The organism is Paenibacillus durus (genome assembly GCF_000756615.1).
Lineage (GTDB): Bacteria > Bacillota > Bacilli > Paenibacillales > Paenibacillaceae > Paenibacillus_AQ > Paenibacillus_AQ durus.
Window position 1 is genome coordinate 3,321,734 of sequence record NZ_CP009288.1, and the last position, 24,548, is coordinate 3,346,281.

General features: G+C 45.6%; 24 protein-coding genes. 6 read left to right on the forward strand and 18 right to left on the reverse strand.

Annotation, left to right across the window (positions count from 1 at the left end):
* Positions 1–79: 79 nt before the first annotated feature.
* From PDUR_RS14040 to PDUR_RS14075, 9 genes are all read right to left on the reverse strand, one after another.
* Complete coding sequence (locus PDUR_RS14040; RefSeq protein ID WP_042206814.1) at positions 80–643, reverse strand: polymer-forming cytoskeletal protein; 564 nt, start codon at positions 641–643, stop codon at positions 80–82.
* A 308-nt stretch (positions 644–951) separates the two neighbouring features.
* A complete protein-coding gene (locus PDUR_RS14045; RefSeq protein ID WP_042206815.1) occupies positions 952–2,316 on the reverse strand; it encodes a flavodoxin family protein in 1,365 nt (454 codons plus the stop codon).
* Positions 2,317–2,319: 3 nt separating this feature from the next.
* A complete protein-coding gene (locus tag PDUR_RS14050) occupies positions 2,320–2,844 on the reverse strand; it encodes a PadR family transcriptional regulator (RefSeq protein WP_042206816.1) in 525 nt (174 codons plus the stop codon).
* A 117-nt stretch (positions 2,845–2,961) separates the two neighbouring features.
* Complete coding sequence (locus PDUR_RS14055) at positions 2,962–3,924, reverse strand: amidohydrolase family protein (protein WP_042206817.1); 963 nt, start codon at positions 3,922–3,924, stop codon at positions 2,962–2,964.
* Positions 3,914–4,846 carry an alpha/beta hydrolase gene (locus tag PDUR_RS14060; RefSeq protein ID WP_042206818.1) on the reverse strand — a complete coding sequence of 311 codons (933 nt, stop codon included), beginning with the start codon at positions 4,844–4,846 and terminating at the stop codon, positions 3,914–3,916. Before PDUR_RS14060 ends, PDUR_RS14055 begins: the two co-directional genes overlap by 11 nt.
* The gene (locus PDUR_RS14065; protein WP_042206819.1) at positions 4,821–5,309 is read right to left on the reverse strand and encodes a MarR family winged helix-turn-helix transcriptional regulator; all 489 of its coding nucleotides are present in this window, start codon (positions 5,307–5,309) and stop codon (positions 4,821–4,823) included. The genes PDUR_RS14060 and PDUR_RS14065 overlap by 26 nt, the downstream gene beginning before the upstream one ends.
* Positions 5,310–6,728: 1,419 nt before the next feature.
* Complete coding sequence (locus tag PDUR_RS28170) at positions 6,729–7,061, reverse strand: DeoR family transcriptional regulator (protein ID WP_081949524.1); 333 nt, start codon at positions 7,059–7,061, stop codon at positions 6,729–6,731.
* A gap of 321 nt (positions 7,062–7,382) precedes the next feature.
* On the reverse strand, positions 7,383–8,264 hold the full coding sequence (locus PDUR_RS14070) for a hypothetical protein (protein ID WP_042209368.1): 882 nt from the start codon (positions 8,262–8,264) through the stop codon (positions 7,383–7,385).
* A 143-nt stretch (positions 8,265–8,407) separates the two neighbouring features.
* Entirely contained in the window at positions 8,408–8,848 is a 441-nt protein-coding gene (locus PDUR_RS14075) for a MarR family winged helix-turn-helix transcriptional regulator (RefSeq protein ID WP_042206820.1), read from the reverse strand.
* 379 nt (positions 8,849–9,227) lie between these two features.
* Here PDUR_RS14075 and PDUR_RS14080 point away from each other — a divergent pair, with 379 nt between their 5' ends.
* The 4 genes from PDUR_RS14080 (at position 9,228) to PDUR_RS14095 (ending at position 13,037) form a co-directional block, all read left to right on the forward strand.
* Complete coding sequence (locus tag PDUR_RS14080) at positions 9,228–10,403, forward strand: YhgE/Pip domain-containing protein (RefSeq protein WP_042206821.1); 1,176 nt, start codon at positions 9,228–9,230, stop codon at positions 10,401–10,403.
* A 139-nt stretch (positions 10,404–10,542) separates the two neighbouring features.
* Complete coding sequence (locus PDUR_RS14085; protein ID WP_042206822.1) at positions 10,543–11,139, forward strand: TetR/AcrR family transcriptional regulator; 597 nt, start codon at positions 10,543–10,545, stop codon at positions 11,137–11,139.
* Positions 11,140–11,265: 126 nt separating this feature from the next.
* Positions 11,266–12,117, forward strand: coding sequence for a helix-turn-helix domain-containing protein (locus PDUR_RS14090; protein ID WP_042206823.1), 852 nt, complete (start codon positions 11,266–11,268; stop codon positions 12,115–12,117).
* On the forward strand, positions 12,117–13,037 hold the full coding sequence (locus PDUR_RS14095; protein ID WP_042209369.1) for a DMT family transporter: 921 nt from the start codon (positions 12,117–12,119) through the stop codon (positions 13,035–13,037). Before PDUR_RS14090 ends, PDUR_RS14095 begins: the two co-directional genes overlap by 1 nt.
* 121 nt (positions 13,038–13,158) lie before the next feature.
* Here PDUR_RS14095 and PDUR_RS14100 read toward each other — a convergent pair whose 3' ends face one another.
* Positions 13,159–14,724 carry a DNA-binding protein gene (locus PDUR_RS14100; protein WP_042206824.1) on the reverse strand — a complete coding sequence of 522 codons (1,566 nt, stop codon included), beginning with the start codon at positions 14,722–14,724 and terminating at the stop codon, positions 13,159–13,161.
* A gap of 241 nt (positions 14,725–14,965) precedes the next feature.
* Here PDUR_RS14100 and PDUR_RS14105 point away from each other — a divergent pair, with 241 nt between their 5' ends.
* Complete coding sequence (locus tag PDUR_RS14105) at positions 14,966–15,580, forward strand: HD domain-containing protein (RefSeq protein ID WP_233277376.1); 615 nt, start codon at positions 14,966–14,968, stop codon at positions 15,578–15,580.
* On the opposite strand, the gene PDUR_RS14110 is transcribed toward PDUR_RS14105, so the two are convergent.
* The 6 genes from PDUR_RS14110 to PDUR_RS14135 all read right to left on the reverse strand — a co-directional run bounded on the left by PDUR_RS14110 (position 15,553) and on the right by PDUR_RS14135 (position 20,614).
* The gene (locus PDUR_RS14110; RefSeq protein WP_042206826.1) at positions 15,553–16,638 is read right to left on the reverse strand and encodes a sensor histidine kinase; all 1,086 of its coding nucleotides are present in this window, start codon (positions 16,636–16,638) and stop codon (positions 15,553–15,555) included. The two genes, PDUR_RS14105 and PDUR_RS14110, sit on opposite strands and share 28 nt — an antisense overlap.
* Positions 16,635–17,309 carry a response regulator transcription factor gene (locus PDUR_RS14115; protein WP_042206827.1) on the reverse strand — a complete coding sequence of 225 codons (675 nt, stop codon included), beginning with the start codon at positions 17,307–17,309 and terminating at the stop codon, positions 16,635–16,637. Before PDUR_RS14115 ends, PDUR_RS14110 begins: the two co-directional genes overlap by 4 nt.
* A gap of 35 nt (positions 17,310–17,344) precedes the next feature.
* Positions 17,345–18,517 carry an ABC transporter permease gene (locus PDUR_RS14120; RefSeq protein ID WP_042206828.1) on the reverse strand — a complete coding sequence of 391 codons (1,173 nt, stop codon included), beginning with the start codon at positions 18,515–18,517 and terminating at the stop codon, positions 17,345–17,347.
* Complete coding sequence (locus tag PDUR_RS14125) at positions 18,518–19,201, reverse strand: ABC transporter ATP-binding protein (protein ID WP_179945211.1); 684 nt, start codon at positions 19,199–19,201, stop codon at positions 18,518–18,520.
* Positions 19,202–19,206: 5 nt separating this feature from the next.
* The gene (locus PDUR_RS14130; protein WP_042206830.1) at positions 19,207–20,106 is read right to left on the reverse strand and encodes an efflux RND transporter periplasmic adaptor subunit; all 900 of its coding nucleotides are present in this window, start codon (positions 20,104–20,106) and stop codon (positions 19,207–19,209) included.
* A gap of 133 nt (positions 20,107–20,239) precedes the next feature.
* Positions 20,240–20,614, reverse strand: a complete 375-nt coding sequence (locus PDUR_RS14135; RefSeq protein ID WP_042206831.1) for a hypothetical protein — start codon at positions 20,612–20,614, stop codon at positions 20,240–20,242.
* 191 nt (positions 20,615–20,805) lie between these two features.
* Here PDUR_RS14135 and PDUR_RS28790 point away from each other — a divergent pair, with 191 nt between their 5' ends.
* A complete protein-coding gene (locus PDUR_RS28790) occupies positions 20,806–20,979 on the forward strand; it encodes a hypothetical protein (protein ID WP_156130464.1) in 174 nt (57 codons plus the stop codon).
* A 71-nt stretch (positions 20,980–21,050) separates the two neighbouring features.
* Here PDUR_RS28790 and PDUR_RS14140 read toward each other — a convergent pair whose 3' ends face one another.
* Positions 21,051–22,628: a glycoside hydrolase family 32 protein gene (locus PDUR_RS14140; protein ID WP_042206832.1), complete on the reverse strand. Its 1,578-nt coding sequence runs from the start codon at positions 22,626–22,628 to the stop codon at positions 21,051–21,053.
* 82 nt (positions 22,629–22,710) lie between these two features.
* Positions 22,711–24,168, reverse strand: coding sequence for a glycoside hydrolase family 68 protein (locus PDUR_RS14145; RefSeq protein ID WP_042206833.1), 1,458 nt, complete (start codon positions 24,166–24,168; stop codon positions 22,711–22,713).
* Positions 24,169–24,548 lie beyond the last annotated feature (380 nt).

Below are 24,548 nucleotides of genomic sequence, written 5' to 3' on the forward strand. Positions count from 1 at the left end.
ATTCCCGTTACGGGCATTGTCTACAGGCTAGGTATAGAGTTTTTAACTTTTCGATTCTATTAGTTGTACTGCTATGAGATTACTGGACTTCGGTTTTCCCTGTTACTTTACCATCGATTTGGGCGGATGCTTTCACATCTTCGCTTGCAAAGTAAAGGTTGCCATCTATAGTTGATGTTTCATGAAGATTAAATCCTTTGGCTTCAACATAAACGTCGCCTTTAATCGTTCCGCCTTGAACTCTTAAATTTTCGCTTTTTACTGTAACTTTCGGTGCAGTAAGCGTGTAATTAGCGGTGATATTGCGATTCGCATCTTGCGCGTAAAGGGCGATTTTCCGGTAAATATTACCGTCTGCGGCGCCTTTATCATGGAATTCTCCGGCTACAACCACTTCATTATCAATCGTTAAATCATTAAGAATGGCAATGATCCAAGTTCCTTTTTCGCTTACTGCATTGTTGAAAGCATCCGCTACGTTCACGATAGATGCCGTAGTTTTGGCGTCCGTTTGCTCTGCTGTCGCTGGGCTGGCTGCCGGACTAGCCGATGGAGCCGCTGCTTCTTCCTTGTTTCCCCCACAACCGGACAATAACGCGGCTGCGATTCCTGCTACTAAAAAACCTTTAACTAGTTTCACCATAATTCCCCCCAATTGTATTTATAAAAATATTATATATTAAACAATTAAAAAGACATGTGACACATTTCACTAAAAAACGACATTTTATTTTCCAAGAAGATCCATCAGTATCGATAATAAAATCGACAGCGTGGCGCTCTTCGTAAGAAAGTGATCTCCTTCCTCAATAAGCGCTCCGGGGATTTCATCGCCAGCGCAAGCGCCATGACGTTATCAATATCGCTGCCATAATCGTATCGATAATTAAACGGTTCATAAAATTTCGGTACAAAAATGCACCCTCTAGAATTTTCATTAGGTTTACCTGATCACTTATTTTTCAGGACATTTTTATGGGGTATGGTCATAGAGCTTTTGATGTTTTGCCGGATGGTTTTCTTTACTGGGGGTATCTTTGTCAAAGTCATCAGAATGGCATTAACCATTCTCATGCCATACTTTTTTTGTGGAAAATCGTAAAATCTATGCTTTTTATAATATCTATGGTCGCCTTGAAATACAAATCTGAGGGGTCCCCATATATCGTCCCTGAATATTTTCATGCCTCCGATCCCGAGAAAGGTGTGCGGTCTAATGTAATGTCTTACAGAGAACTGAACAAGATTTTGTGCGAAGTCTTCCATCATTTCATTTATTTCGTTCTCGTACTCATCAGTAAGAATCCCCACAAGGTTGGCTCCATCCATCTCTGTGGTGGTCTGCAGAATTTCTCTTAAATTATGATTCTGACTCAAATGCCCTGAAATCAGATATCCTATCTGTTTGCCTGTATACAGGGGCTGGTGGGTTCGAAAAAAGCTTCGATCAATAAACATTTTCCATCTGGCCGATAAATATCTGTCTTTAATAGCCCCTGCAAAGACAATAATGTCAAACCCTCTTATTTTTTCATATATCATTTGGATGTCATCACTTTTTCCGTACATACATTGATTATCGAACCCACACTTTATGCATCCTGTACAGCCACCCTTAATATCTATTGCAGATATGTTAATAAGCTCTGCCTGGGTAAGCTTTCTGAAGCGCTCCACCATTCTACCGATATTTTTAGTCTGATCCACTGAATCGGTCACAATAACAATCTTTTGTCCTTTGTTTTCTACTGTAGCCTTTATTTCCGTAGGTATATATTCTCCTATGTTGTATTCGATTGGCATGTATGTTCTCAACGTCTTTATTTTTTTATTTATACTTTCAAAAAAGTTTTCTGCAAAAAAGATTAAGCTGCTTCGTTCCGTTTCTTTGGTCAAATCATTCATATGAGCAGAGAAGAAATCAATATACCTCATCCCCAAATCATCACATATCGAATGAATATAACTTAGCGCTGTATGATCAAAAAAATGTATGGATGTAGCAACAGAGGCAGTATATTTATCCCTGAATACATCCTGCGCCCCTCTCTCCCAGATTAATTCAATAAAGCGCTTGTAATTTGAATGCACCAAGCAAACATATAGCGGGAATGCCCAAATCACACCATCAGAGCTTTTCACACTCTCCATAACATTTCCAAAAAAGGCTAAATCATTCTCAAGCTTTTTAATAGAATGTGCTACATTCAAGTAAGTAAATACATGTTGCGGAAATTTCTTCTCAATATATTTTATATAATGTAGGGTCACACTATCATCGCCCTTGGGACTTCCATTCAAAACCACAATCTTCATATTTCACACCCCTTTTTTTATATTCTCCAAATCGCCCAATAAATTATGGCTCCAATCTATTACGTATTTATAATAGTTAATTCCAAAAATTAACGTAGAAAACTGATAAACATCACTCGTTTCCTTTATTTGGTTTTCAAGTATTTTTAGACTATTGTGGACTTCTTCAACTTCTTCAATAAAGGCTTTCAAGTTTGATATTGCCTTTTCTTTTGGCAAGAATCCGAAAAAGAAAACTTTTATGAGATGATCTGGTTTTGTCCTTGTAAAATCTACGGGCTGTTCCAGCCAATTCGTAAAATCAGACTTCCCATACTCGGTTATGGAATACAACTTTTTATACTTCCCTCCATCAACAACCTCGCGCGAACATATGGCACCCTTAACCTCCATTCTTTTTAGCGCAGTATAAATAGTTCCAAAGCTTGCATCAAAAAAATTTGATGTACTCTTTAACATACGCTGCTTCAGGTCATAACCACTCATTTCACCGTACATTAAAAAACCTAACATAATGTTCTCCAACATAATGACCCTCCATATATGTTGTTTAGATATATGTCTTATAGGTATATATTATTCCGATATATTAATCTCTGTCAATATCTTACTTTTTGAGGAAAACCGCAAATAAGATATACTTTATTAACCAGTCGTTAATCTCGGGAATAAACGCAGCGCATTTTCACAATAAATGAGCCGGCGCTGTTCTTCCGTTAGCATTTCTGTGATGTCCAAGGCATCTGCTAAAGCCATGCAGGCGAAATCAGGTGTATATGGGTAGTCACTGCCATACACTAAATGGTCTATTCCAACGATTGGCATCACGTTAGCCAGTTGCCTTGGCAGGCAAGCTCCGGCCAGGTCATAGTACAGTCCTTGCAAAGCAGCATAGATATCCACTACGTCTGTTCCAATTTGTTCACCAAATGATGAAGGCGTCATTTGAAGAGCAGGTGCGATCCTATCTGCAAGTACCGGCAGAAACGCTCCTGCATGGGGGATGATGAATTTAATATCGGAGAAACGATTCAGGGTTCCTGTTAATATCATGTTGATGACTGTGCGAGTTGTATCGAAGAAAAATTCCATCATGGGAATAGGCAAGCCTTCCACAACATGCTCAGGGACACGACCGGGTTTATTGGGATGAAGAGTGACAACGGATTTATGCCTGTTTAACTCTTCAAATATTGCATCCAGGCATGGATTTCCCAGATACACTCCCAGTGTATTGGTAGGCAACGTGAAACCATCCACATGCAAAACATCCATTGCGTATTGAATTTCTGCAATACTGTGCTCAATATCAGGCAATGGCAAAGAGGCAAACAAGCCAAACTTCCCCGGATATTTCCTCACAAGTTCCGCACCGTCTTCGTTGGCTATTCGGGCCAAGGCTTTAGCGGCATTCTTGTCTCCAAAATTAATATGGGGCGATGATAAGGAAAGCATGGAAGTAGTAATGCCCAAATGATCCATGGCCTCCAAATGCATTTCCGGACTCCATGCGGGTGTTGGAAATCCGTCGGGATTGTTCTCACCGCAATTCAGCAATGCCTTCTTGTACGCCTGAGGCAAGTAATGCACATGAAGATCAATCTTCATAAAAAGCTTCTCTTAATTTTGTACATACCAAAGCCAGAGCATCTCGTGCTTCTTCCAATGTGTGCTGCATGTTAAAAAAACCGTGTATGACTCCATTGTACCTCTTCAGATATACGTTAACCCCGGCCGCAGCCAAACGCTGCGCATACAATTCGCCTTCATCTCTTAACGGATCGTATTCTGAGGTAATGATGCACGCGGCTGGAAGCTCTGCGAAATTTTCTGCCAGCAACGGCGAAGCCAATGGATTGTTCGCCTCGCTTAACTCGTTCAAATACTGGCGAACAAACCATTCGATGCCTTTGGTTGTAATCCTGTAACCTTCAGCGTTTTCCACCCGGGATTTGGGTTTGGTTTCGCCCAGCAAATCTAACATTGCGTTAATGATAACTTGATAAATAATCTTGAGTTCCCCTTTATCCCTGGAAAGCTGACTAATTACAGCGGAAAGAGTTCCACCTACGCTGTCGCCTCCAATGGAGATTTTATCGGCCAATATATTCAGCTTTTCAGCATGATCAGATACCCATTTTACAGTCTCATAGCATTCTTCTACAGGCAGGGGAAACTTGTATTCCGGTGACAATCCGTATTCTATGGATATTACCGTACAGTTTGCATTGTTTACGATCCTGCGGCAGACAGAGTCATACACTTCAATATTTCCAAACACAAACCCGCCGCCATGAATCCAAATAAAAGCAGGATGAGGACCATTTCCTTTGGGATGATAGACTCTAATCAGGGTATCCCTTACGGATGTTTTTACGATGAGATCGTTTACGGAGCCGACTTCCACAATGCTCTCTTTACAATCATCCCAGCTTCTTGCATACCATTCTCTCTGTTGATCAAGCGGCAGAGCATATATTTTCTCAAAGTCGGTTTCAAGTAATTTATTCAGTTTGGGATTTAGTGGCATTCTCATTACCTTCTTTCGTATATTCGGATAATTCAATAAGATTTGCGCTTGCAGACTTTTCTGCCATCGCCTGAAGCCCTTTAAAAACCACATCTTTAGTTTCTTCATCCATCCCCTCGGTGGTGTGGTCCTTCCACTTCTCCAAAAGCATGTAGAAATGAGCTTTATGATCTCTTGCTTTGTTGGTTAAGAATAGTTTTTTGGCTCTTCTGTCATCCTTCATCATCTCACGCGTTATAAATCCCTTTTGTTCGAGTGATTTTATCGACCTGGCGGTTGCCGCTTTATCAATAAACAACAGGGATGACAGCTCTTCCTGGTTGATTCCTTCGTTGTCATATAGATTCATCAGAAAGATGCATTCAGAGAAACTGATATCCATGCTGCTAAAAGCAGTCGTAATATACGCCTGAGTTTGCCTGTTAAATATTCCAACATATTTCGCTAAAGTTAAAAGGTCCATTTATATCCCTCCATAGTTGACTTGATCAACTATATAATAATCCTCAATGTTGATCGTGTCAACTAAATTACAAGCTGCGTCAGGCGGAAATACCAAGTGCACGATCAATAATAAAATAAAAAAGCACTAACAACAGTGTCAGTGCTTCATATATGAAACTTAAACCGATCAAGGATGATATAAGCGACATCAAGCAAAGCGTCAGAAATTTAAGTGAAAAGCTAGATTTATTAGCCTCCGAGCAACCAAGTGATACGTTAGCCATGCTGAGCTGGAAATCAATGGTTTGAAGACACAGTAAAAAGCCAAAAAGACTCGCTTCTGCGGGTCTTTATTGGCTTTTATCAATCATATTTCTCCGTATCCACTTCTTAGTCTAACAGCACGGGGCCATCCGCGCTCCGGCTTCACCAGCACTTCATTATGTTTTTCTCTGAACAAAACCCTCTCCTCCGCCATACACTTCAACCATCATTAATGCGCCCATCCGAAACCCGTGGACAAAAGAGGCGGCGGAATAGATCGAGGTTCGGATGGATGCATTCGTCAGGACGCAAATTCCCGTAAAACAAGCCTTCCAATATATTACTCACGGTCTCCCTCCATACTTGGATACTTAATGAAAGATTTACGTGCAAAAACAGGACTGTTACTCTCTCCGTTTAGTGATACATCATCAGACCAGCAGGCATTAAAATATAGCGATAATATCGCTAGAAGCTTCGTATCTCACGTTATGCCAGGATATACCGGAACTTCTCTTTCCCTTCCAAGTAGGGTAAGACGAGGGATTACTCCCTTGGACTCCACGTCAAACCGTGCAAGCGGATTTCCCTCACACGGCTTTCCTTCGTCAGTTCCCCATCGTCAGGAGTAAGTTCTCATCATCCGTTGCCGGATTGCTTATTTCGTTCCATCCACCCTGACCCTAATCACGTCGATGAGTCTTGCAGGTCATCTCCCTTTGTTTGTTTTCCTGGGTAGTCATTGCTTACGATTGATGGTGTATCGAAAGCTCATATGATTATCTTTGCTCAAGAGTATTCAGCGAATCTCCATTGAGAGTGACACATAAGTGCAACGATTTGCAAGGACTTACTGAGTTATTTTTGGCCGGATCACGATTTGGTGAAGGTGAACTATTCACGCGGCGGGATGGCGGGGTAGTTCCCTGAGTTTGGAGTCACCCTCTTGTGGGGGCGTTGATGCAGCGCAGCACTGGCCTGAAGTTCAGGAGAACTGGGAGGAGCGGGAAGGGGGATTTCGACGCGACTAGCACGCCGGTGCAGGGTGAGTCGGTTTCGATATGTACGGCCATACAACCCACACAATCAACATCAGCAAAAAAACAACGATCCCCGCTTGGCCGTGTGGCTGGGCGGGGATTTTTTGTTTATTGTGCTGCTTTATAACGTACTCTTACCTTGTTATCGCGTATACGCTTACTACAAATTTGGCTGTTGCGCCTTTTGGATTTGCAATATAAAGAGATCTACTTTCATAAACATCTGTATACTTACCGTTAACTACGCCAGAAAAAATAGTTGGATCGCTGCCGCCGCTTACATCTCGCGCTACAATGAAACTTATCGAATTGGGATTATCATTTCCAAAAGACGATATTTCCCACTGAAAATTGATTGTGTTGGCAGGAAGAGTTTCCGTTGAAAAGTTCCCGCTGGAACGGCTTGACTGGCCAGGTTGAGGGGTTGGTGAAGAAGTAACGCTGGAAATAAGTATTTTAGTTGACATATAATTTCATCTCTTCATTTTTGTGATGTCTTACAAAAACATATATATGGATAAATTTATAAAGTATTACGATATTTGTTATACTCTGAGAACCCTTCTGATTCACTGCGCCATTCGGTAAGCGATCCGAAGCGTATCATCGTGCCTATTTCGAACTAATGCTTGCCGCCAAAACGTTGTTGGCTGTTGCGCTCTTTGAATGGAACAAAGAAAAAACGAGGGATGATGAGGGCTGCGTCCACGGCGAAATGTGGGCACGAGCTACGAGCAACTACACTTGATTGGGATTCCATTTTGACCAGTCTGGACAATACACTATGTTCACCGCGCAGTCCGCATCGGATTTCTGCTCTCACAAGGCACTTTGGTCTGGCACAGACCGCAGCCGGCTCCCGATTTGGCATTTCCGCCATTGGCCACCGCAAAGTCCCGGGAGGCTTGCCCATATACAAATTTCATGCAGGTGATTTTGTCATGCCCCTCTTTGCTGATAGCCTGAACCGGGCAGCGGGTGATGCAGACGCCGCAAATCCCTTTACTGTGGAGCAGGCAGTTCCCCGCATGGCTTGTTGCTGTTCTGGCATCCGGAGCCGCCTGCAGGTCGGTCACAACGGAGAACAAGCGGATCGCAATCCCCTTTTCTGAGATGAAGCCGTCATTGATACTGAAGCTGCCAAGGCCCGCAGCGTAAGCGACATGGCGTTCAGACCAATTGGATACCGGCCCCGAAGCCGTGCCCTGAATGCTGTACCAGTCGGTATCCAGCGGGGCAACCGCCCGGTAACCAAGGCTGCTTAAATAAGCCGTTAAATGCCTGCGAATCGCAGTCACAAAATACTCATCCCCGAATGTGCGAAGCAGCGCCCACTCCCGCGAAGCCCCGTCCTTCTGCGCCCGATTGGCGCGGCGAATGACCTCGCTGATGGGCAGCACCACGCTGATCACCGAGCCTCCCTCATAGCTGCCGGAGCCAAATGACCGCTCAAAGACTTCCCGTGGCGTAGCATGGTCAGGACCGATAAGGGTCTTATATTCCTCAAACAGGGGATCATCACAAGCTGCGAATTGTACAATCGGCTCCTCGTAGTAAGGCGCCTGTAGATCTTCGGAAAAGTTCCCTTTGTTCTCCCGCACATAAGACTTTAATTCCTCTACGATTAATTGCTTGATACGTCCCTCTGCCTCTTTCGTGTCTTTTTCCATTTCCAAGTTCTTTCCCTCCCGGCATATCTATTTACCGCAACAGCCCACATATTCGTGTATATACACGAAAAGAACGCATAACGATCTAATTGAAAGTACAAATCACTTTGAATCAGGCAGCACTTACAGATCACCGGAGTGCATCAAGGCGCAAGATTCTCCACTTTAGATAACAGAACCGTTAGTGCTGCCAAATCCTCTTTACCCAGCGATTGCTCAACAAAGCTTTGCGCATCATCCCACAACTTTCCCGCAGCCGCATGTACCGCTTTCCCGCTCTCCGTCAAAGTCAACTGGCGGCTCCGGCTTCCCTTGGCTGACGTATCCTGAACATAACCCCGTTCCTCCAAAGCTTTCAAATTGCGTACAAGTGTTGTTCGGTCGAGCCGCATCTTCTGCGCCACATCACTGACACTTGCCGGTCCAAGCCGATCAATGTGCCGCAAGAGTGAGAACTGGCTATTATTCAGCCCACTGGGTGCAAGATACCGATCATACAGCTCCGTAATAACCAGCGAAGCCCGCCGTAAATTGATGCAGTTGCAGATTGACGATGATTTGTTCTCTGATGACCTGTTGTTCATGATAGTCGAATAGCTCTCCTTTTGCCTTATCGTGTATCTACACTATTTCAAATTTCATGATGTTTGTCCGTGCGCTTTCTCACACACCGCATAGGCACTCACTGTAAGCGGACAGCAAAAAGGCCAACCAGTATCTGCGGCTGACTGTTATTGCGCGGAGAATCATCATCTCTCATATTATATCGAAGCATCATAATGAGAAGCTCCGGCATCCTCATTCGCAGACAAACTGTGGATAAGTCCAGCCTCTTCGTATTTGGTTGACAGCAAGAATTTCACGTTTTATAATTCAAACAAACAATTAAAACAAATGTTTAAATCAATTGTTTTAATTGTTGCAGATACCATACCCATACGAATTTTAAGGAGTGAATGCTTGATGAACACAATTAGGGAATTACTGAAAATGAAGACGACGATAATTGGCATAGCTGTTGCGCTGCTCTTTCAGCTGCTCTTCTCCATCATCTGGATGACAGGTTATGAGGGTATGTCGGACCGGGTCAACGAGCTGAGCATCGCGGTCGTAAACGAGGATACGCAAAGCGGGGCCGTTATAGCGAAGCAGCTGTCGGCGGGGCTGCCCGTCCATGTGGAGACGGCAGCGGATATGGCGTCCGCGCGGGAGCGGCTGGAAGACCGCGACATTCAGATGATTGTGCATATACCCGCCGACTTTACCTCGCTTGTGGCGGGACGGGACAGTAAGGCATCCATTCAGTATGTTGTGAACGAATCCAATCCTGCGATGATCAAGAGCATCATGACCTCCATCGCCTCCCAGGTAACGGCAGCAGCGAACAAGCAGGCAATCGCGGCCGGCGCCCAGGCTGCGCTGTCTCAGGGAATGCCTGCGGAGAAAGCTGCAGCCACGTCGGATCTGCTGTCCGAGCGGGTCGTATCCGATATTCAGTCGGTGAACATCGTTGATGGAACGAACAATCAGATGGTGCCGATGATGATGGTACTCGCCTCGTTTGTCGGCGCGATGATCATGGCTCAGAACCTGGAGGTATCAATGACGGCAATCTCCGCCCGCACGGGACGCTGGCAGCGGCTCGGCGCCCGCATCGCCATTACAATTCCAGCGGCCATCATCGTTTCGCTGGTCGGAACATCCCTCGTCATGCTGCTCGGCGGACAGGTCGAACAGGGATTTTTGGCCTTGTGGGGCTACCAGACATTGTTCGTGCTCACGTTCATGATCGTCGCGCAGACGCTCATTGTGCTGCTCGGCACGGCCGGCATGCTGATCAACATTGCACTGCTGTCTGTACAGCTCGTGTCCTCCGGCGCGATGATGCCGCGTGAGATGTTGTCCGGCTTTTACTTCAATCTCGGCAGCGTACTCCCTGCTACTTACGCGGTTGAAGGCCTGATGAATCTGCTGTTCGGCGGCCCCGGGATCAGAGGCGATGCGGCAGCGCTGCTTATCATTGCGGGTGTGATGGCGCTCGTGATGATCGGGACAACCGCTCTGCGCAGGGAACCGGCGTCTAATGCGGCCGCTGCGCCCGTAGGTCAGACTCGTTCCAATACGGTACCCGAATCATAAAGCCGATTAATCCGGCACATGCCTCTGACCTTACTGGAAAACCCCCGCTCGCCCCGCTTATAATAAGAGCATACAAGGGACCGTTTAGTTCCGGAACGCAATTCCAGAGAACGAAGGAACAAAGGGGAAATGGAAAAGCATGGGCTCAGAAGAAAATGACGTTAAGCTGCGCATTTTACAGGCCGCAAAAAGGCTGTTCGCGCAGCAGGGCTTCAACGCAACAACCGTACGGCAAATATGTGAAGAGGCGGGCGCGAACGTATCGCTCGTCTCGTATTATTTTGGTGGCAAGGATAAGGTGTTCGAAGCTCTGTTCAAGGAATATTTTTCACACGATATATTAAATGGAGACGAACTATCCCGGATGGATGCGGCCTCGGGCCTCAAACTGCTGATAAGGGAGATCACCGCCTACCGGCTGCGCGAGCCGGAAATGATCAGCCTGCTGCAGCAGGAGATCGTCATGCAGTCCCCTCGAATGGACTATATACAAAAATTGACGCTGCCGATTTGGACGCTTATCCGGGATTGGCTGAAGCTTGGCCGGGAACAGGGCGTATTTCATTTCCGGTCACTCGATCACACCTTCATCAGCGTACTTGGCAGCATCCTGTTTCACAACAAAACGTATTATTTCAACCAGATTCTCGGTAATAGCGAAGAAAATCCGAATTTACTTATTGAGGACTTGACCCAGTTTATTTTTCAGGCGATCGGTTATGAGGAACAAGCATAGCATGGGTCCCGCCTGGATATCACAACACGCATGAGATCCTGCTCATTTCAGCAACATTATTCAAGAATTTTCTTTGTTTACGTATTATAATGACAGCACATTGAATGAATGAAGAAGGTGCAGTCGATGACTCGTGAAGTTCGAACGGTAAGCTTCGATGCGGACTTAAAGGTTGAAGCGTACCGGTTTGAAGGAATTATGCAGAAGTTTCCCAACCATTTTCATGACTATTATGTCATTGGTTTCATTGAACAAGGCAAGCGGCATCTGCTGTGTAAAAATGAGGAGTACATTATTGGCGGCGGCGACGTGGTCATCTTCAACCCCAATGATCCTCACGCCTGTGAGCAGCTCGATGGAAATACGCTTGATTATCGCTGCATCAACATTCAACCGGACGTCATGCGCCAATATGTGCTGGAAATTACAGGAACGGAGTATTTGCCTTGTTTCACACCAACCGTTCTCTTCCGCAGTGAACTGGCCGTGACCCTGCATGATCTGCATCTTATGATTATGGAGGGCCAGCCCGATTTTCAAAAAGAAGAATGGTTTCTATTACTACTGGAGCAGCTGCTGAGAGAATATACGGACGTGGATACGCCCTGTTCCTCTCAGGAACCTGCCGCCGAAATCAAAATGATATGCGAATACATAGAGTCACATATTGCACAAAGCATTACCCTGGATCATTTAAGCCAGTTGACAGGACTCAGCAAATATCACCTGCTGCGTTCATTTACAAGACAAAAAGGAATCTCGCCGTATAGCTACCTGACAACTATTCGGATTAACCATGCGAAAAGGCTGTTGGAGCAAGGAATGCCGCCGATCGATGTGGCCTTTCAGACCGGGTTTAGCGATCAGAGCCATTTTACAAATTTCTTCAAAAAACTGATTGGCTTAACCCCCAAGCAATATGCGCGTATATTTCTTCATGAAACGGGATCGCAACGATCTGCGGATATCACGGCATGATGGATCAGCGTAAGAACACTACCGGACACCTGTTGGCACTGTTCACGATTTTAATCTGGGGAACCACCTTTATCTCCACAAAAATACTGCTCATTGACTTCACTCCCGTTGAAATCCTGTTTTTTCGCTTTCTCATCGGATACTTTGTTCTGCTTCTTGTCTATTCTCGCCCAATCCGAACTAAGGATTTTAAAGAAGAATTGCTGTTTATCTTGGCAGGACTTTGCGGGGTCACATTATACTTCTTAATTGAAAATATAGCCCTTATTTATACACTTGCTTCCCACGTGGGCGTGATTGTGTCGATTGCCCCCTTCTTCACGGCGGTGTTGGCTCACTTCTTTTTGGAAGAAGAAAAACTAAACGCTCCATTTATGATCGGATTTTCGCTTGCGCTGTCAGGTATTGTATTGATCGGGCTAAACGGGAATTTTCTCTTGCAGCTGAACCCGATCGGAGACCTATTGGCATTCTTGGCCCCTGCGGTTTGGGCGGTTTATTCTGTCTTGATGCGAAAAATAAGCGGGCTAAAGCATCATACGATTGGCTCTACCCGCCGAGTGTTCTTTTATGGACTGCTGTTTATGCTGCCGGTGTTATTCCTGAATCATTTCAATCTTGGCCTGGATCGATTCCATAACATTTCAAATGTTACAAACTTGCTGTACTTGGGCCTTGGTGCCTCCGCATTATGTTTTGTGACCTGGAACCGGGCGGTGGGAATATTGGGAGCGGTAAAAACAAGCGTGTACATTTATATTGTGCCTGTGATTACAGTGGCGGCCTCTGCCCTTATTTTGCATGAACAGATTACCTGGGCTACCCTGGCAGGCGCCTTCCTGACCCTAATCGGTTCGTATATTTCAGAGCGGAAACCTAACACGGTTAGAAAAGGAAAGGTGCGCTGCGAACAGAGTTAAATGACTGGACAGTTCATCAATGATTGGAGCGGGGTAACGTTCTATGCCGCTACCCGCTCCATTTAGAGCATAAGTCCATTAGCGTAGTTGCCGGCAGCGTGACGCGCAGATCCGATTCGAATTACTCGACAGGAACGTCTGCTATCGTCACAGCCTCGGTGTATTTTGCTGTACCGCTCAATCTCAATCGCATATTGGCTGCGCCGGTTACGCTCGGATTGATGGTTACCGTTAATATCTTGGAGGCAACACCGCTTGAATTGGCCGTCAGCGAGAAGGTTGAGCTGTAGCCATAGGATGACGGCCACGAACCGTCGCTGTTCTTCACCTTCGCGACTTGCGTCCCCGTACTGGTGTATACTCCGAGGCTGTAGCCGGAGGTCGTCGAGTTGGCCGTCAGACCGGTGGCGATCACTTCTACCTCGAACTCATAATGGTTTGGAAGCGTCGCTTGATGGCTGAACGCATAAGTTGGCGTTGTGGTGGAGGCCGAGTTGGCACCATAAGAGCCGGTCTTAAACGTGGAAGGATCATACCATTTGTACCCGGCAGCTGGCGATGCCCAAGGCTCAGTCTCCAGCTCCATGGAACTGGAGGGCGCTTCCCAGCTGTACAACGGAGTTGCCGTATCCAGTGTAAGCCCCGGTACCGAGGAGAGTGTTGTATAGCTCTCCGGCGTCGCGAGCCAGTTGACCATGTTGATCAAGAGAGTGGCGTCGTCCGCCTCCCCATAGCCGTTGTACGTCGTTTTGGTGCCGCCCGTCTCTTCTTTCTTATATTTAGGTGAAGCGTCTTCGACCGGGGAGGAATCTCCAATAAAGCCCGCTTTGCCGCCGCTAACCTTGGCTACAGCGACAAACGGCCCTTCCGCAACCCCGCCGCCGTTATAAACTCCGGTATCCACTGCACTCGGCCAGGCGGTAGCCGTCGTCGGAACATAGACGATTCCCTTCGCCTTCGCCGGGTCGGTAATGGCGAGCGTTGAACCGGCGTGGACGGCCACGGTGGATACCCCGCTTGTAATATTGAATGCTTGCGACGGTGTCACGATATTATTTGCTGTCACGTCGCCAAGCGCGTTGTAGCGGAATCGTACACCGAAGTTGGAAGACAGCCAGTCCGCGCTGGCGACCCCGGACATCGCGGACGAAGCAGCTTCCTCCGTGCTCATTCCGAGCGCAGGATTCGACCAGGCTCCCCGCCGATAGCCGTTGAAGACCTCCGATGCGTCCCAACGGTTTTTGTTCCGGTCTGCGTTGTAATGATCGCTGATGAAGAAAATGCTCCCGCCGCCCTGTACATAGTTAAGCAGAGCGGTCTGCTCCGATGTCTTGTAAGGGATATTAGCTTCCGGAATGACGAATACATCATAGCCGGACAGATCCGACAAGGTAATCGCCGTGCTCTTGCGAAGCTCCTTAACGTAATATCCTTCGGCCGTGAGCCCGTTGGCGAAATCCGAGAAGCCGCCGTCGATGACCCAATCCGCCGCGCCTGCGGTCTGCGCATGTGTATTGTCGAACAGAACCTTCTTGCCGTTCGCCGTAACCGGGGTGATGCTGGGCGCCGGATCGGACGGTCCTTCCGCGTTGACCCTAAGCGATGGAATCCCTAATGCCGATACCAGCACAGCGGCAATCATCAGGCTCGTCCAGGTTTTGCGGAGCCGCAGGAAGCTTTGAAACATCATTCATTCCTCCACTCTCTTCATTGGATTTTGACCATGGATGGCCGCTATTAGAATAGCATAGGAGATTTTGGAATAGAATATAGATTTGATATATTTTACAATTTTCAAACATTTTTGATGAAAGGACAACAAAACAACCGGATGATTAGATCTGGCACCTGTTATAATAAGAGGCATACAACGCTGCTGATTTGGACACTGCTCCGGGATTGGCTGAAGCTATAATAGAGGGGATTTAATGATGAACAAAGAACTCGTTCTGGAGAAGACAAAACAATTTGTAAAAGAAAGGCTTGAAGGCGAAGGTTCAGGACATGATTGGTGGCATATTGTTAGAGTCTATAATAATGCTGCTGATATTGCTAAACAAACAAAAGAAGCGGATTGTTTTATTGTTGAACTAGGAGCGTTGCTTCATGATATTGCTGACCATAAATTTGGGTACACTGACGATGATCGAAGAAGGATTATTTCAGATTTCTTGGGTGAATTAGAAGTTTCTAAAGAAATTATTGAAGCGGTAGTATACATAGCGAATAACATTTCTTTTAAAAGTGGAACTAATAAGCATATATTGTCTACAATCGAAGCAAAAATTGTTCAAGATGCCGACAGACTTGACGCCATTGGGGCGATGGGTATAGGTAGAGCATTTACTTATGGTGGATACGTTAATAGACCCATGTATAATCCGTCATTTAACAATGATACGATCAGTCATTTCTATGAAAAACTATTATTATTAAAAGATTTAATGAATACAGAAATTGGAGCACAAAAAGCTCAAAGAAGGCATGACATTATGGTAGAGTTCTTAAATCATTTCTATGCAGAATGGAATGGTGAAGTTTGACAAAGTTCAACAATAAATGTAGTGCCTCTGCCTGGCTCACTTTCAAAGTATACCTTTCCACCCGACATCTCAACGATTTTTTTGACGATAACCAGCCCCAATCCATTTCCGTCCTGCGAACGTGATTTGTCGCCTTTATAGAACCGTTCAAAAACGCGCTCCTTATCCTCTGCCCGGATCCCGATGCCATGGTCTGCAATCTCCACTTTTACGAGCTCTCCGCTTCTGTACAGACCAATTTTTATCATGCCCTGCTGATTTGAAAATTTAATGGCATTCTGAATCAGGTTCAGCCAGACCTCCTGAAGCAAATGCTCATCGCCCGTTATGATTACTTCCTCTAAATCGATGTCAAATTCAATCTCTTTCTTGGACCACGCGGCTTCCAGGATTAATACCGCTTTCCTGATCTGTTCATCCAGCGAAAATACGGTCGCCTGCTCTCTTATCACTTTACTATCCAGCTCGGACAGCTTTAATAAATTGGACGAAAGCACCGACAGCCGCTCACTTTCGTTCACGATGATTTCGGTGTATTCCGAGAATTGCTCGTCCGTCAGCCGATTGTCTCTAATAAGCTTGGCAAAGCCTTTTATGGATGTAATAGGCGTCTTAAACTCGTGTGACACGCTGGATACGAAGTCTTTGCGCAGCACATCGATATTTTTCAGTTCCTTGGTCATCAAGTTAAAATCGGCGGTTAACTGCCCCATTTCATCTCCGCTGGTTACTTTTACCTCAATGTCGAAGTTGCCTTTGGCCACTTCTTTCGACGCCTTGGACAGCCTCTTGATCGGTTTAACAATACTCCTTACCGCAATTAAGATGATGATTGTTCCTACGGCGGCGCTAACAAGAAATACAAGACCGGTAATCATCCGGACTCTTCTAAATTCAGCCATTAACTGGTCATGGTCCATAGACAATTTATCGAAAAAACTGTTTGCAATGACATTAATCGTCACACCGAAGGTCAATGAGTTTAATACCCACCATATCAGCAAAAAAAGGATCGCGAATTTGGCATAAATGGAGTTGAGCAGACGGGGCTTTTTCATATCAGCTTGTCCACCTTGTACCCAAGTCCCCTGACGGTGATGATTTTAAATCCCTCGAATCCATCGAATTTCTCGCGCAAGCGCTTGATATGGACATCAATGGTCCGTTCGTCGGTGTCATGATCCAGCCCCCAAATTTCATCCATAAGGTCCTGCCGCGTAAATATCTTTTGCGGATAGCTTAACAGCTTAAACAATAGGTAAAATTCTTTTTTGGGCAAAACGAAGGTTTCGGCTGGGGTTGTGACCGTTAACGTTTCATAATCAAGGATAACGTCGCCGATTACGATACGATGCTCATTGGAAATTTTGGCCCGGCGAAGCAATGCATGGACCCTCAACAGCATTTCATCAAAATCAATCGGCTTGACCATGTAGTCATCGGTGCCGACGAGGAAGCCTTTTTTCTTATCTTCAAAGGTTTCCTTCGCTGTAATCATCAAGATTGGGAGATCATGTCTAGAGCCTCTTAGTTCTTCGGTTAACGTATAGCCATCCATATTCGGCATCATAATATCCGCGATCATTAGATCAATATGCTCCGTATCCAGCACTTCCAATGCTTTCAATCCATCAGAAGCGGCAAAAACGTGATATCCATCGCGGATTAAATATGTTGTCATCAGCTTTCGGATACTTTCATTATCATCAACAACCAGAATATTGACCATTTTTGCCGCTTCCTTCTATAGTTAGTATCTGCCTATTATAAGCTTCTGAGCGCGTCGATCGGATTGAGTCTGCTGGCTTTTCTGGCAGGCATATACCCGAAGATGATACCCACACCCGCCGAGAATCCTATCGCCAGTGACACGGTAGACATGGAGATGGAGAAACCTAGTCCAATAAGCGCCGCGGCAATATAGGCAATGAGCGCGCCAAGGATTAATCCGATCAGTCCGCCAATAAGCGAGAGGAATATCGATTCGATGATAAATTGAAGCTGTATTCGATTAGGCGTCGCTCCCAGAGCTTTGCGAAGACCGATTTCCGTAGTCCGTTCGGTGATGGATACAAGCATCATGTTCATAATGCCGATTCCCCCGACAACAAGCGAAATGGCGGCAATCCCCCCAAGAAGCATGGACATCATCGACATCATGGTTTGGAAGGAATCGATCATATCTCCCATATTATTAACGGTGTACGCATTATCCTTGTAATTAAATGCCGCGTTCAGTACGCCTTTAATATCGATTACCGATTCATCCGCCAAGCTGGTATCCTTAAGATAAACATCCAGACTAGAAATGCTTTTTACGTTCAAATTCCGCAGCGCTGTTGTGTATGGAATGAGGATTGAATCGTTATTTGAGCTAAGCCCGAATCCGCTGGAAGAGGCTAATGTGCCGATTACCGTGTACGTTGTCCCGTTTATCATTAACTCTTTGCCGACAGGGTTCACCCCGTAATAGAATTCACTCACGATATTACTGCCAATGACAGCAACTTGATTCTTGCTTTCCAGGTCCAATCTATTGATCGCCCTTCCGGATTTCAATAGGCTTGAATCAGCCTTAAAGTAAACCTCATTCTTCCCCTGAACCGATACGTCTTCTTTGACATGACCATTATACACAATACCCGTTTTGCCTGAAACCGTAGGAGATACACCGCTGATATTGTCTAATTTCGAAATGCTGTTCATGTCATCTTCGTTAAGGCCCTGCTTAAGCGGAGTGCCCATTGCATTAATCATAATCCGGTTGACGCCAAGCGCATTGACCTGATCGCTGATACTGTTCGTCGCCCCTTGAACGATCGTAATTAATGCGATAATCGAGGCTACGCCGATAACAATGCCAAGCATGGTTAAGAAGGAACGGAGCTTGTTATGAATAATATTTTCCCAAGACATCTTTATGCTTTCAAACAGCATCTACTCCACCTCCTGCCCCGTCTGCTCAGTTAGATGACCGTCTAAAATATGAACGACTCTTCTGGCATGCCGGGCAATCTTGATGTCATGGGTAATCATCACAATCGTTCTTCCATCGTTATTCAGTTCTTCGAACAGCTCCATGACCTGTGATCCGGTCTTTTGATCCAGGGCGCCTGTCGGTTCATCCGCAAGGAGGATAGTAGGTTCAGTAACCAATGCGCGGGCAATAGCCACACGCTGCTGCTGTCCGCCGGAGAGCTGATTGGGCAGATTTTTCATTCTATCCGCTAGGCCTACGCGTTCCAGAATCGCTTTTGCGCGCTGTTGGCGTTCCGAAAATGACAGACCTCTATATATTAATGGAAGCTCCACATTTTGCAGTGCGGTCATCCGGGGCAAAAGCTGAAAATTCTGAAAGACAAAGCCTATTTCTTTATTTCGTATTTTGGCAAGTTCGATCTCATCCAGGTCATTAATATCATTGCCGGAGAGCAGATACTTCCCTGACGATGGCACATCCAGACAGCCAATGATATTCATCATGGTCGATTTGCCTGAGCCTGACGGACCCAGTATGGATACAAATTCACCCGAATGGATGGTTAAGTTAACATCATGCAGAATAGGCAGCTCCTCTTCACCCATATAGTAGCTTTTATTTATATTTTCCATGTGAAGGATTTCTGTCATTCGTTTCCGCCCCCGTCCGAACCATTCGCATTGCCGCCTCCTCTGCCGAATCCTACGCCTGTTGATGCCACAGCCGCTTTTTTATAGAGAATAGTTTCTCCGTTTGCAACCCCGCTTTTCACTTCAACGGTTGTCCCGTCATTGATGCCTGTCGTGATTTCCGTTTTGACCTCCGCCCCATTTTGATCCTTCTTCAGCACATAGGGCTGGTTGTTATCATCAAACTGAATGGCTGTCATAGGCAATGTCACAACACCCGCAGCCTTGCTGCTGATCAGCTTTACCTCTGCCGACATGCCGATCTTGAGGTCTTCATCTTTGGCAAGGTCAATCGTCGCAATAAAGAAGGTGATCCCGTTCATAACCTGGCCTTCCTTAGAAATACTGCTGATCTTCCCTGTCATTTCCTTGTTGATTGCCCCGATTTTCACTGCTGCTTCCTTGCCTTCCGCCAAGGCATGAATGTCGTATTCATCCACCTTGACATTAAGCTCCAGATTATTGTAATCCACGATTTCTATCAGCGCCGTTCCAGCCATGACCTGAGCGTTATCTTCTACATTGATCTTCACAATTTCACCGTTGATTTTAGACTTAATTTCATCTCCGGCAGTTGTCGTTAGCAGCACATCACCTTCGCTAACCGTAGCTCCCTCTTCGACTTTTATATCCGAAATTTGTAATATCTTCTCCGCTATAACCGTTTGACGATTTTTCGTTTCGACATTTCCTGAAAAAGAATAATAGGTGGTGATATCCCCAGATTTGGCCACTACGCTTTCATAGGAAGCGGCTGCGGGCCGCATAAGCGCTGCACCGGCAATGACCGCCACGGCAATCACTATTACACTTACTACCAGCCATTTTCTTGTCTTGGACTTTCTTTTTGTACTCATAAAGAGCCCTCCTATGTATTTAATGAATTTAGAATAATATAGGTATATGAACTGAAGATGAACGGCGGACAATCTCTTGGAGTGAGTGATGTTTTCATAAAAAAAGGGCGCCCCAAGGCGCCCATTTGCGGTATTACTGTCTTATGATGAGGATGTCGCGAGGCGGTCTGCCCGTGCTTTGAATTAGGGCAATTTCGAGGTTGGTCAGGTTGCGGCCTACCAAAATAAACGAAGATGTGACATTGTTGAAGTTAAAATTGCCCAAGTTCGCTACGTTTTGGCTTCCACGGAACACACGGAATGATCCCTGAAAGTTAATTCGTGAAAACAGTACAAGCGTTACTTGAGAGCTCTGCACAACATTTCTGAGCCGGAAGCTCGAGAGAACATTGTCAAACCGAAACGCTCCAAGATCACGAACCGCAACTCCTCCCCGTCTGAAGAGAATCCGGCGGCCGGTAAAATTGGTGCCCGACCAAAGAGCAAGACGCACATCTCTGTTTGCCAACTATATCACTCCTTATCTGAGGATGATATAGTCTATTACAAACTTCAACGAATGGTATCAGACAAATATAGCGGTTAAAACGTTTGTTTTTTGCTTAAGGGAGATATTATTGGTTAACAATGGTAAGGGACCCGGCAAGGAGACATCCGCTAAGGCCCACCAATTTAGACAGCTTCAGAAGGAGGTATACCGTGACAGAAGAAAAGCAGGAATTTAATGAGCAGAAGGAAATGAACCGGACTGCGCTAGATAAGGAAGAGCAGGCTGCCAGAGACAGAGGCTTGGATATGGAATCTGACGGCGAGCTAGAACAGAAGAAGAAAATAGTTGATTCCATGGATCAGCTCGATAGCTTTGAATATTAAGCAAGAAGGCGCCGGAGCACCGGCTAACGCTGCTGAAAAAATGCTGCGCTAGCCGGTGCTTGGCAAGATGATTAATTTTTGCCCAAGTGCTTGATCACGACATTTTCAAAGACCGCCGTGCCCCCTTCTGAAAAAAGAGTGATCCCTTTATCCTTCCATCCGGGGAAAATGACATTGGAAAATACGACCGATCCGTCATCAACAAAGACTTCGATGCTTGTTTTATCAACGAGGATTTTTAAATGCACCTTTTTGTTGCCAGTATTAAGCGGCGCCCTGCTTTCTACATAGGTTCCACGCTTGTCGGGCTGCCATGTCTTTGCTCTATTCACATAGCTGTAACTGCCTTCCACAAAAACCCCGACATCGACATGCCGCTTCTTGTCTGCAGATTCTCGAAGTCTGAAGCCTACATTCTTAACCTCCGACCACGAAATGTCCGCGTCAAGCTGGTAAGCATCTCCGGTTGTATTAAGCGTTGTAGAGCCGTTGACCTCGATTCGTTGAAAGGATTCCGTTGATTTCGTCAATTGATTCAATCCTTCAGCGGGCTGTGAAACCAAACGGTACATACCGTCCGCAGACTTAAGCTTGATTTGACGAACGATGGAATTCGTTCCATTATACCCTTCCTGCATCGTGGGCGTAGTATGGGGATAATCCCAGTTGTTCATCCAGGCCAGAGCATAACGATGGCTGTCTTTATCGCTGCCTGCCCCCTCTTCAAACGTTACAGCGGCATACCAATCAAATCCGTAATCAAGCCACTGCGGCTCCTTGATATCCGGGACAAATTCCTTGCCGTCAAATTTTCCGGTCCAGTAAGCGTAGGTGTTCGGCTTACCCGTCGCTTTCCCATTTGCGCTGGCCCCAAGAATCCAGTGATAGGTCCCGTCATCCGCCCGCATCCTGTAAAGGTCAGGACACTCCACTATACCGATATTTTCCGTAATAAATCCGTAGATATAGCGCCAATTCTTTAAATTCGAAGACTCATAAAAACCTATCTTCGTTCCTTCCGCCATCGTCATGATCCACTTCCGGGACTCCGGATCCCAGATAACCTTCGGATCGCGAAAATCATGTGTTCCCGGATTCGGCAGGACTGGAACGTTACGATAAGAGGTGAACTTTTTCCCTTTATTTGTGCTGTACCATAAATATTGTTCCTGCTTCCCGCCATCAGCAGAGGGTTGTGTTACAATCGCCACCAGAGCCCCTTTACCAAAGCCTGCCGTATTATCTGTGTCTACAACGACCGACCCCGACCAAGGATCGCCGTTTCGGTTCGTATATTTGGGAATGGCGACACCTTCATCTGTCCAATGCACCAAATCCGTTGAAGTCGCATGCCGCCACTCTGTACCATTTCCATGAGGATAGTCGCGATTGTAGAGATAATAGTAATGATACTTGCCGTCCAAATAAATCGGCCGCTGAGGGTCGTTCATCCATTTGTCGGGAGTTGTGAAATGGTAGGCTGCCCGATAAGTAGGCTTTATATTGGATAGAGGAGTTTCTTCATTAACAATAGTCGCCTCTTTGTTGTCATTTGTTGAAAAATGAACCGCTAACCCTATCGCAATCAAACCGGCTAAACAAAAAATCCATATGGCGAATCGTCTTCTAAATGCTTTGTTGCTGTTCAAGTGAACACCTCGCTTTAAGAAAAAAGAAAATGCCAATGTAAATTGACATTTTCTCTTCTTAATTATGCGTAAAATCCTGTTGTTATTTGATCGTCAATTGACCTTGTTCAAGAATGCTGTCTTTGACAACCGAAGTTTTGTCACCCTTAATGTTTACCACAAAGCTTGGTGCAAAGGTAGAACGGTGCTCCGGATAGAGACCTCTGTTCGTCATGTAGCTTGTGATGACCACGTTATTGCTATCAGCTTGCGGGATAGCAAAGTGGGAGTAAGACCAAGTAACATCTCTAGGATCAAGATCCATTTGCAGAACAAGTCCGCTGTCGTTCAACGGTTTGTAAGGTCCTGTCAAGGAATCCGAGATATAACCCAGCATGTAAACATCCTTCGCGCCGATTCCGTCAATGGTCATTTTAGATCCACGGGAATCCGTGAACAGATACCATTTACCATTCTTTTGGAATACGTTAGCCCGTTCAATTTCATCCGTAACAAGATTGGATGCGATCAGCGGCTTCATAACGGTCTTCAGCGTGTAATCATCGTTCAATTCAATGATACCCAGCGCCCCGTTGGCCAAAGAAGCAAGAGATTTTTTAGGGCTTACCAGCAGTTTATCCTTCTCATTTTCAAAGAATTTGTTGCTTCCGCCATAGTAGACTTTGTTAAAGAAGGAATCATCCCCTTGATAACCCACTTCCGTTCCGGTATTTGCTTCAAACACAAGGTATTTGCGGCCATTGTCTTCAACGTAGTGAGGGTCTCTCAAGGTATGGTTATCGGAATAGTCACCACCGCCGAAAGACTGGTTAACATTTTGATAAATTTTTCCGTCGCCGTCAAAGACCGACTTGTAATCTTCTACGCCATCTACCTTCAGCGTGTTGGCATCCGGTTCGGACAGATTGAGTTGAGCCGTTGTCAAGGTTTGTTTACCGAAGAAGCCGTGTGCCGGGTCCCAGCCATGACGGTTAGTGTAGAACAAGCGAACTTCACCGTCTGAGGTCAAGGTTGCGGAACCGGACCATTCTTCCCCTTGCAGGTTCAGAATTGGATCGTTAGGAACATTCTTGTCGGTGTCCTTGAATACTCTGCCGGCGCTCTTCCAAGCGTCAAAAGAGTTGTCGCCGACTTTCTTATAGAGCATGTGGATGAACGTGTCCCAACCTCTGGCAGGATCTCCCGCTAGAGCAAAAACAATTTCATAGCCGTTATAATTGGCCACAGTTCCATCGGCGTTTTGCAGCGGCCAGCTATCCCACACATCCAGGTCGATCAAGTTGCCGTATTGGTCATAACCTTTGGCGGTAGAGATGTTTTTAATAGTCGATGCATCAAATTGCGGAACTTTAAACTGCTCGCTTTGTTGTTGTTCAGGAATTTTCAGCATGTCAAAACGTGTGATGTGGGAAATGCCGTAATCTTCTTTGTAAACCACGCTGTCTTTCCCTTGTGCAAAAACAGAAGTTCCCCCGCCTGCCAGTAAAGCTGTTGTAAAAGTTACTGCTGTTGCTTGTTTCACAAACTTTTTGATGTTCATACCTTGTCTCCTTTTCTCCTTTGAATTTTGTTACTCTCCAACAGAAAAAGACCTAAAAATTCCTATGAGGATATCAATAGATAGTATTGCTATCCCCAATCGGAGTTTCTAGGTCTTGCCTGCCTAAACAGTAACAATCCCGTAATATTTTGTTGTCACGGTTATTCTATATTGTTGAACAATGGTCTGACTATAGACTAAAACTCCCGTTTTGGTTAAGGCTAAAAGACGTATTCCTCTTATCGGTCTATCCTCATATATACCTAAAATGATTACTAATTATTAACAGTTTAGATGGATTCAATATGGTTTATCTTAAGCTAACATCGACTACCTTTTCTTCAATTCTCCGCCAAAAAAACACGATATTAGCAAAGCAA